7 protein-coding genes and 1 pseudogene are annotated in these 9,904 nt (G+C 49.8%); 3 read left to right on the top strand and 5 right to left on the bottom strand.

What is annotated here, in order from left to right; all coding sequences use genetic code 11:
- The 5 genes and pseudogenes from FKG94_RS29115 to FKG94_RS28140 all read right to left on the bottom strand — a co-directional run.
- A pseudogene (locus FKG94_RS29115) lies at nucleotides 1–351 on the bottom strand (L,D-transpeptidase family protein); the annotation flags it as partial.
- Nucleotides 352–452: 101 nt separating this feature from the next.
- Nucleotides 453–887 carry a hypothetical protein gene (locus FKG94_RS28155; protein ID WP_142930285.1) on the bottom strand — a complete coding sequence of 145 codons (435 nt, stop codon included), beginning with the start codon at nucleotides 885–887 and terminating at the stop codon, nucleotides 453–455.
- An 88-nt stretch (nucleotides 888–975) separates the two neighbouring features.
- Nucleotides 976–1,362 carry a DUF2306 domain-containing protein gene (locus FKG94_RS28150; protein WP_142930284.1) on the bottom strand — a complete coding sequence of 129 codons (387 nt, stop codon included), beginning with the start codon at nucleotides 1,360–1,362 and terminating at the stop codon, nucleotides 976–978.
- Between the two features lie 528 nt (nucleotides 1,363–1,890).
- Entirely contained in the window at nucleotides 1,891–2,631 is a 741-nt protein-coding gene (locus tag FKG94_RS28145) for a response regulator transcription factor (RefSeq protein WP_142930283.1), read from the bottom strand.
- A gap of 36 nt (nucleotides 2,632–2,667) precedes the next feature.
- The gene (locus FKG94_RS28140; RefSeq protein WP_142930282.1) at nucleotides 2,668–6,525 is read right to left on the bottom strand and encodes a cadherin domain-containing protein; all 3,858 of its coding nucleotides are present in this window, start codon (nucleotides 6,523–6,525) and stop codon (nucleotides 2,668–2,670) included.
- Nucleotides 6,526–7,109: 584 nt separating this feature from the next.
- Here FKG94_RS28140 and FKG94_RS28135 point away from each other — a divergent pair.
- The 3 genes from FKG94_RS28135 to FKG94_RS29305 all read left to right on the top strand — a co-directional run bounded on the left by FKG94_RS28135 (nucleotide 7,110) and on the right by FKG94_RS29305 (nucleotide 9,343).
- Complete coding sequence (locus FKG94_RS28135; protein WP_218943673.1) at nucleotides 7,110–7,373, top strand: FG-GAP repeat protein; 264 nt, start codon at nucleotides 7,110–7,112, stop codon at nucleotides 7,371–7,373.
- Between the two features lie 433 nt (nucleotides 7,374–7,806).
- Nucleotides 7,807–8,871, top strand: a complete 1,065-nt coding sequence (locus FKG94_RS28130; RefSeq protein ID WP_142930281.1) for a sialidase family protein — start codon at nucleotides 7,807–7,809, stop codon at nucleotides 8,869–8,871.
- Nucleotides 8,872–9,100: 229 nt separating this feature from the next.
- Entirely contained in the window at nucleotides 9,101–9,343 is a 243-nt protein-coding gene (locus FKG94_RS29305; protein WP_246125467.1) for a reverse transcriptase domain-containing protein, read from the top strand.
- Nucleotides 9,344–9,904 lie beyond the last annotated feature (561 nt).

The following is a 9,904-nucleotide window of genomic DNA, read 5'->3' as shown; positions in this document are numbered from 1 at the left end:
GTTGAGTCGGCCAGAATTCACGAAATAAAAGCCTTCTGGGCTCTGATTATCTCCCTCTTTCAGTTTAGGGCCAAGATTCCCTGAAAATGTACAAATGTCGTAATTTTTAAAATTTACGACAGCCCCATTATCGGACTCAATCCAGACTTCAAGAACTCCGGGGTCTTTAAATATACGAATGAATATTGGAGAGCCATACTCAAGACCTTTGCCGGATAGACCTTTCCTTAAATCTGCTTCAACACTCGCAATAGATCTCTCTGCTCTAGCGCTACTAGGTATGTTCGTTGCGAAAACCTGGGGGCTTATAAATATCGCTAGCAGGATGATGATTTGTTGTAGCATGCTCATTTGGTGCTCGATACCAGTAGTGCTAACGACAAGCTTTGGGGCGGCCGAAACAGAGTGTAGGCCGTCCCAGCCGCGCCCTTTGCGGCGACAACAGCGCTTTGTTAGGGCTTTGCCCAGTTAATTTTGCTAAGAATGTTTTTAACATTCGAAATATGGCTATCGCTAATTTCATTGTAAGAACTATATTTTACGTGCATAACAACGTTTTTACTGTACGCCAGCCACGATTTTGTATATTTACCACTAAATTGATCGAATTTTGGCTCGGTATCCGAAGCAATAAAAATACCGACTTTATAGTATAAGTGTTTCTCACTCTCTTTAATTACTACTTCAATTGTTGCACCTTCCGGCATTAGGAATGGGCTAAATTCAATTTCATCTTTGGAGCTAGGCACATATATTCTAGTGCCTACAACTGTTTCTTCATGTTTCCATTCTTCGCCTACCTCTAGGTCAAAACCGCGTATTTGAACGGTTTTGGCAAAAACAGAGCTCGACAGTAGGAATAATAAAATTGTGTAAAATAATCGCATTACGAATGAGTGCTAACGCTGCGCTTTGCAGCAAATTTGGAGCGTAGCGGAAAATTTGTCCGACAACAGCGCCTTGTTAGGTGATAAATTACGCAATAAACCAACCATGTAACAACCGGCCTGGCAGAAACGTAAAAGTACCAGCAATAAGAATTCCACCGACATATAAACCAACCATATTTGCCCTATGTTTTTTGATATTTCCATCGCGTGCGGCGAAATACGCTGCAGGAACAGAATAAAGCACCAGAAAACTTAGCAGGTGAATGAAACCAAAATGCCCAAAAAGAGTAGGCCCAACCTCCGCTGACATGAACAGGGTCACAAGTGCGGTAACTAGCATTAGTAACATATAAATTTTGCCAAGTAATTTGTGCCCTGGCGTTCCCTTACGATTGGCAAGTAAGTAGGTACCGATCAGAAAGGCTGGAAATACCGTTCCTAAATGAAAATAGGCCAATTGAAGATAGCTCATAATTAATTCACCTAACAGCGAATTATAAAGACTAAGACTTTATAACACTTTGGCCCTATAACACGAGAAGCAAATTTCATTGATTTGACTTAGAGCTCCATGTCACAAGGGTTTCAGAGGAATTCGGTATTTTGTTCTCTGGCTAAACAAGTCACTGGCCGACTGCATCCCCAATTCCATCTGGCCCGTTGAATATAACTGATGTGACTGGTAAATCAATAGCTTAGAGAGCATTACCATATGTTATAAAGCCATAGGTTTCTGAAAAAGGTGACATATCAATGATGTCTGCTCCTAGGCGGTTACAGACTGTAAGGTCAGGTTGCGCTCTATATCTGTATGCTGTCGTCAATGATTACACTGGCCAGCACCTCGCCTCCTACACCTCCGAGCCTAAACTCCCAGGTATCCGCTTCGGAACCAACTACCTCTACCCATTGACCAGGTTGACCATTACTACTATTGCTCAATCTCGCGGTGTCACCCTCCGATCCATATATGGTAAGAGTATCGCTACTGACAAGCGACTCAATCCAAACAATATCCTTCACCATGAATCGTTCTTAAGCGATCACCGTTCCAGCCCGCTGCGCTAAGCTTTTTCCTGACGCGACCTAAATGTACATCCAGACTACGATCATAGCGACCGCGCGTTTTATTAAGCACGGCCTGATACAAAAAAGCTTTCTTTAATACATCGCCTCTATACTGTAGCAACACCCAAAGCAAGCGAAATTCAGTGGGGGTAAGCCCGACAATCTTGCCATGCACTGATGTAGACTTATTGGTCTTATCGAGATTGAGACCATCCAGTTGTAACTGGAAGACGCTATTGGTAGTTTCAGAGCCAGCGCGACAGCGTCTTAACAAAGCCCAGACACGCAGCAACAGTTCAGTCGTATTAAATGGCTTTGTCAAACAATCGTCCGCACCATGATAGAAGCCCTTGATCCTCTCCTCCTCTGCCCCGTTGTTCATCAGCATGATGACCGGTTTTTGAATCGATTTGCGCAGAATGCCAAGTAGCGAGAACCCATCAATTTCAGGCAGTGTGATGTCCAAAATAATCAGCTGATAATGCTGAGTGGATATAAGATTCAAGCATTCTTCTCCATTAATGCAGCTATCTACGCTGTAACCCCTGTTTTCGAACAGTCCCGAGAGCTCGCTGTTGAAACCGGCATCGCTTCCAACAAAAAGTATTTTCGCAGCCTGAGCGAAAAAGCTCAGGCTGTTGTCGCGCTCTATGCTCCAATCTACGGCGATCATACAGCTGTTTCTGCCCAACAAAATAACCGACAAGCCTTAGAGAGGGGTAGAGGTAGAAACATCCACATCGCTGTCGATGAGTACACTGGCCAACACGTCGTCTCCGAATCTATACTCCCAAGTATTCGAACCATTCTCAGAGACCCATTGGTTGGCGCCTCGCTCAATAAATATCACCTCGTCACCATCCGAGCCGTATATCCTAAGGGTATCGCTACTGGTGCTGCTATCACTTAGGTTGAGCACATCACTCAAGCCCAGGGTGAGACTGCTATTTCCACCGTCATTGCGTAAGTCGATTGCTTCCACGTCGGTGATCCGATTGTCGCTGAGCTCGGTTAAATCCAGCGCCATCGCGGTGTCAAAGCGCAGGGTGTCTTTACCGTTGCCGCCGTCCAGAAGCGCAAAAGAAGTGTCGCTGATGGCCAGTATGTCGTTACCTGCACCGCCGCGTAGCACATCGGCGCCGCCGTTACCCATCAGGGTATCGTCGCCTCGTCCCCCGATAATCTGATCGGCATCGCTACTGCCTACCAGAGTTTCACTGTCTGAAGTACCGACTATGGCATTGGCATTGACGTTCTCACCACCATAGACCACATAGGCGGCGACGCCGGAGAAATCGGGGACGAATGTGTAAGCAAGTATGTCATCAAAACCATCGCCATTGAGATCACCGGCATCATTTAAACTAAGGATACGCGCATCATGGGTCTCGGTGGCGGCGATGACAAAGCCGCCAATACCCCGTTCAACATCAGCAAGTTCAACGGTATCTGTATCGGTCTTGCCAAAAACCACATAACTGTTTCCGTGTTCCTTGCTCTGGTGAAAGGTGCCTACAAGCAGGTCTGCCAGACCGTCGCCGTTAATGTCACCGGCCGTGCTGACTTGATAGCCACTCCAATCATTCACACCGGCGCCACGGATGGCAAATCCGCCGATACCCTGTTCAATATCAGCGAGCTTAACAGGCGAGAGATGGAGACTACTGCCGCCAAAGATCACATAGCTTACGCCACTTTCGGTACTGTCAGGATTGTTTGCCTCCCTATCGGAAATGATCAGATCATCAAAGCCGTCACCGTTGACATCACCGGCACTGTCGACCTCATAGCGGCCGTCTCGGTGGTCATATAAGTTTCGTAAACCGTGGATTACAAAGCCGCCCTTGCCGGCTGCAATCTCGTCGGCCTTGACGTCGTCGAAATCCAGACCAGTAAAATCCCTAACACCAAATACCACATAACCGGCGCGGGGAGAGTCGATTGGGTCCCCCACCACCCTCGGCACCCAAGGTTCAGAAAAAATCATATCATCAATGCCGTCACCATTGACGTCGCCGACGATCTTGCTTTCCCTTCCATTGGAAGACTCACCATGGATTACAATGCCATCAGCATCCCAATTTACGATCTGATTGGTCTCAATGTTGGAAAGATCGCTCCCACCATAGACCACATACATGTCGTTATTCCCGTTGGTACCAATATAGACGTCATCAAAGCCATCGCCATTGATATCCCCTTCCGCGCTAACCGCCCAGCCAGCCGCGTGATGCCCGAACCTATGGGCGGGATCAGTGCTGAGGCTGCTTGTGACCATAAAGCCCAAATCATTTCGGCCATTCTCGATATCGGAGATGTCAACGTTCGAGAGTTGGCTTCCACCGTAGACCACATAAGTGTCCGTGGGAGAGGGACTCGCGATGGGGTCTGTGCCAATAACTATGTCATCAAAACCATCGCCATTGACATCGCCATGGCTGACGTCCCCGCCAAATAGGCGGCGCGTTACCATGCCATTGATAGCAATGCCTAAACTGTTGTCATTATTGATTGCAATGTCAGACAGCTCGACAGTCCTGCCATCGGCTCTGCCATAGACCACATAGACGGCGCCGGCGGCGAACACGGCCGGGGCGTCCTGGTCGCTGCCGGGAGGGAGAGGTGCGCCTAAGGGACTGGAAGGTGCGCCAATAATCAGGTCATCGAGACCATCACCATTGAAATCACCGGCACTACTGACGACAGTACGACTACCGTAATCAACACCGTCGAGGCCATTGATTGCAAAACCAAGCTCATTGGCATGCAATTGATCTGCGGAGAGCTCTACCCTTTCGTTCACGTTGCTCACGCTAATAGTGACGTCCTGGCTTGAACTAAGGCCATTGCTACCCGTGGCGGTGATGGTTATGTTATAGGGATGGTTACTCCCGAGATTCTCATAGTCGGGGGCCTCTTTAAAGGTGAGCTCACCGCTATTCGCATCCAGGTTAAATAGCGCTGCATCGGTGCCGCCCAGACTGTAGGTCAGTATGACACCACCAGGAACCCCGGCCTCAGCGGTGTAGGCGGCCGTCTGGTTTTCGTCGACCGTCGCCGTACTGCCCGAGGTGAAGACCGGATCGTTCACGTTGCTCACGCTAATAGTGACGTTCTGGCTTACATCGAGGCTGTCGCTGTCTGTAGCGGTGACGGTTATGTCATAGACATTATTACTATCGGCATCACCTGGGTTTTCATAATCGGGCGCGTTCCTAAAAGACACCACACCCGTGTTTTCGTCAATGTTAAATAATGCTGCGTCGGTGCCATCCAGCCTGTAGGTGTAGGTCAGCGCGTCACCGTCGGTATCCCTAACCACAGCCGTGTAGGCGACCGTCTGGTTCTCGTCGACAATAGTCGTTGTGCCCGACGTAAAGATCGGCCCCTCGTTCACATCGCTCACGCTGATAGTGACGTTCTGGCTTGTACTAAGGTCCTCGCTGTCCGTGGCGGTGATGGTTATCTCATAGGGGTGGTTACTCCCCAGCGCCTCATAGTCGGGGGCGTCGATAAAGGTGACCTCACCGGTATTCGCACCTATAGTAAATAGCGCTGTATCGGTGCCGCTCAGACTGTAGGTGTAGGTCAGCGTGTCACCATCAGGATCCGTGACCTCAGCGGTGTAGGCGGCCGTCTGGTTCTCGTCGACAATAGCCGTTGTGTCCGAGGTAAAGGCCGGCCCCTCGTTCACATCACTCACGCTGATAGTGACGTTCTGGCTTGCGCTAAAGCCATCGCTACGCCTGGCGATGACGATGATGTCATAGGTATGGTTACTCCCGAGGCTCTCAAAATCAGGGGCATCAATAAAGCTGACCTCACCGGTATTCGCATCGATAGTAAATAGCGCTGCATCGGGGCCGCTCAGACTGTAAAAAAGAATACCACCATCGGCATCCGTGGCTTCGGCCGTATAGACGGCAGTCTCGCCCTCGTTGACGCTAACCTCAACCACCGCTTCGCCCGAGCCCGACGTAAAGACAGGCGCTTCTCTATTACTACGTGGCGCAGGAGAATCCCCCTCTGATGACGCAGAAGCGGCAATCAAACCCAGCCCTGCCCCAGCTAAGCTCATCATGCCTAAGGCGCTTATACTCCCACCTTCACCCGTAGGTATATCGTCAGTTGTATCGTCTACCTTTGAAGGATCCAGTTGCGTTGTTTGGTCTTGTGGCTCATGAACAAAACCGGCCCCCAATAGGTCGAGCAATACTATGCCTTGCAACGAACCATGACTGTACACAATCATATTGTCGCCTGAGAAAGGCTTGTCGGCTTCTTCATTCGCACTCAGTGGCACACCCTCTTCGGAGAGGCTGATGCCGCAAAAGTTATTGCGGCACACCACATAGTAGTCTTCGATAATCAGATTAATGCCGTTATCCAGGCGAACCTCAAGATCAGTATCTGTTCGGATTGCCACGACATTATCGGGGAGCTCCCCATGGCTGGAAACAACGCGGTATTGCTCCCCGGCCCTGGCTTGCACGACCAACGCCTGAGACGAACTGAGCTCATACCGTACGCTGGCTTCCCCAGCAGACGTTTCTAAGTGATAATTCATGACCGATACCCTAGTTTAAACATGAGTAAAAAACTGACCCTAATACGTGCGTGCTGCTACGACGACATTAAAAACGACTTTGCGCTTTCGCTTGTAAACCAGATTCAACAGCTAGCGTTGTCATCAGCTATACCCCAATGGTCAGCGTTCAGAGAGCGCACCCTGATAAGCGCGATTAATGAGTTTTAGGATGTATTGCAGCACGGTTCTCTTACCCGCCAGTATGCTGGCGTTAACAGTCATACTGGGCTTGAGTTTGAGGCCTGCAAATCTCGGAGTGGGTGATATCTGTAATCGCCTGGCGGAACAACATGGGTGACCACAAAGTTTTGGAATCATATTCCCTACTGGCGCCTTTGTTTTATATAATGCGGCTAATACTAAGCAGGAAAGTTGATTCGGTAAATATGCACATTGCACCCTTTGTATTCTTTTTTGTCAAAGCACAACAATTGTTTGTTAATGTGCGCCTTCAGCAAACTTTTACCTTACAAATCAGCACACTATAAAATTGAACATGTCTTCTGGGATTAGGTAGGCCTTGTTCCGGATTGTAATTATGACCGTAAACTTACCGGGGTTTAGTGTTCAATCACGATGGCAGCACCTGGTCGCAGCAGGCGTATATTAAGGCCAGCAATGCCGGTGCGATGGATTACTTTGGTAGTGCGGTCAGCCTGAGCGGCGATGGCAACACGCTGGCGGTGGGCGCGAGCGGCGAGGACAGTGAGGTTACCAGTATCGGCGGGTATCAGGGCGATAACAGCGCCAATGAAGCGGGCGCGGTGTACCTGGGTTATCAAAGTCCAAACGATTATGAAGCTGTGGTTTTACCCAAAGTGGCGTAGTTGAGTGTCCATTTGAGTTTGACCACTACAACCTGGATCGATACATTTGGTGGTGGCAATGTCCACTTTTCGAATATCCTGGAGTAGCGCCTGGAGCTACTGGTACTTTGACACGGAGTGGGGGAGGCAATGCAAGAACTTCAGCAACAAACTGTTGGGACACTAGTGTCAACATGGGTATTTGGCGAAGCGCCTTACACATTTCCTAATTTCGAGTGGTCTCCCGGGGGAAGTGTCGGGCCACATTCTTCGTCAGGAACCTTTACTGTTGCGCTCAATGGCCTGAATTTGCTGGATCGTATTCATGTCTCTCAGCGTATTCACGGTTCTACGGATGGAATGGTATTGTATGCGGCAGATCCAGTGAGTAACAACCTGCTCTCGGCCCGGTGGGTCAATCCGACGGGGGGGCTTGAGCTTGGGAACTCGAGACGTGATTGTGACAATTGCCCGAAACGACGCTTTTAGGCAGGTTTTTGCGCTTTCAGTCCATCTGGGGAAAGATATGTGGTTTTGTGCGGTCGACTCCGACACAAATAAGGTCAGCACTATTTTTGAGACGGTAAATGCCGGCTCCAGTTGGGCACCCATTTTTGCCACCTTAAGCAAAGGTGTGAGGGACTTTGTGGTTGTTAACGATAATACCGATAACACCGCAAGCCCCTATGTGAACAATACCGTGCTGGCCCTTCTCAGCGATCCTGCCAACGGCGATGATATGCTGGTCAGGACAACGGACGGCGGCGATAGCTGGTCTGCGGTCACCTTTACCCGCAGTACGGCGCCCGCGGAGACGGGATTGTTATCGGGGGCACTCGAAGGTGACCAGAAGTCAGGAGGCAGCCGCGTTATTGTAGGATCGGCACGGCAGGTTGGGAACACCGCCACTGTTTTTATCTCTACAGATAGCGGCGCCACATTCGGTTCTCCCATTGCTGTGGCGACGGGCCACAACAACATTTGGTGGGTTGAGTATATAAGCGGGACCGGTGCGTCCGGGATATGGCTGGCTTTTTGTCACGACCAGGGGGGTACATTAGCACCTGTCGTGTACCAGACGACTGACGGGGGAGCTAACTGGAGCAGCCTTTCAACTGTGGGGGCCGCAGGAGATGTGTGGCAAGCAGTCCATAAGACCTCCCAGGGCACCTTGCTGGCGACCACAAACAACAATGGGCGCGTGTATCGATCCACCAACAATGGCGCTAGCTGGACACTCGTATTTGAAGCGGCGAACGTTATTGCCACCGAGACGAAAGTGCGACGTTTCATTGAAAATTCGACGGCCATTTATTGTGTGTCACAAAACGCGGGCTATTTGTGGCGATCGACGGACGATGGTGTCAATTACACGGTTATTGATAGAGCTGGGCGTCAATTTGGCCCTATTTGTTTCAGTGGTACGGAAACACGGATACTGATAGGAGGGGGACAAGGCTTTACCGGTGCCGGACCGGGGCGTGCGGAAATGTATGTCGCTACTATTGTGGATAAGTAAAAGCGATCCCCGTACTTAAGTGTTTTTACAGCCATCATATATTTTCTCTATATGCCTGTTTTCATAGTTGATTGCCATTAGATTGTAGGTAGTCTTACGACAGGGTGTGGGTTTACAAAAAACAGCATCTATTGCTTGTCTTACGGTATTATTCTCTGGTATTGCATCAGCATCTTCGTGACGGTGGGGCATTTACGATTGCCCTGCTGGCGTGCCCGTATCCAAGGATATGATCACTCGTTCGATCAAAGATCGGGTTATCCAGCAAGCGATCTCCCAGGTGCTTATGCCGATCTTCGAGCCTGGGTTTTCGGACAACAGCTTCGGCTTTCGTCCGGGGCGTAATGGGCATCAGGCAGTTAAACAAGTGCAGCGTATTATCAAGGAAGGGCGGCGTTTTGCTGTCGATGTTGATCTCCAAATTTTTCGATCGCCTGAATCACGATCTGTTGATGACGCTCCTGAGCGGTAACGTGAAGGACAAACGCTTACTGAAACTGATCGGCCGCTATTTGCGCGCGGGAATCATGGATGGCCAGCATTTTATTGAGAGTAGAGAAGGACACCGTCGTGGTAGAACGCCCAGTTACCCGGACGCCCCCACACAGATCCCGGCGTGCGGAACTACCGCACCGGGCTCCTCAGTAATAACGTTGCTACCGTGCATGGGCAGCCCCCTTTTCAAACAACCAGGTCACCTTATACTGTTTTGGCTGTACCGATGACGGGTGTGGCAGACGCATAACCTCCAGCAGCTGCTTAAACCCAGCCCAGTTGTAACTCCGACGCTGACTCCGTCGGTTTAACCACTTAAACCACAACTCTACCACCATTGAGTGGTAGCGATAAAGACGATGACCATTACCTTTAACTGCAAAGTAGCGGTAATGCCCCAGCATTTTGACCCGTAACTCCCTAGGGCCTGTTCACACTAATCAGCCTGTCGGCGATCAGTGAAAAGTTAATGAAAAACCTGAAAACCACATCAAGCTTGTCGAATCGGCTAAAGATTCTTCGGAATCCTTTCAGGCGT

It is taken from the genome of Exilibacterium tricleocarpae (assembly GCF_007004655.1).
Lineage (GTDB): Bacteria > Pseudomonadota > Gammaproteobacteria > Pseudomonadales > Cellvibrionaceae > Exilibacterium > Exilibacterium tricleocarpae.
Note: the sequence above shows the minus strand (reverse complement) of the source record. Positions and strands in the feature narration are given on the sequence as shown.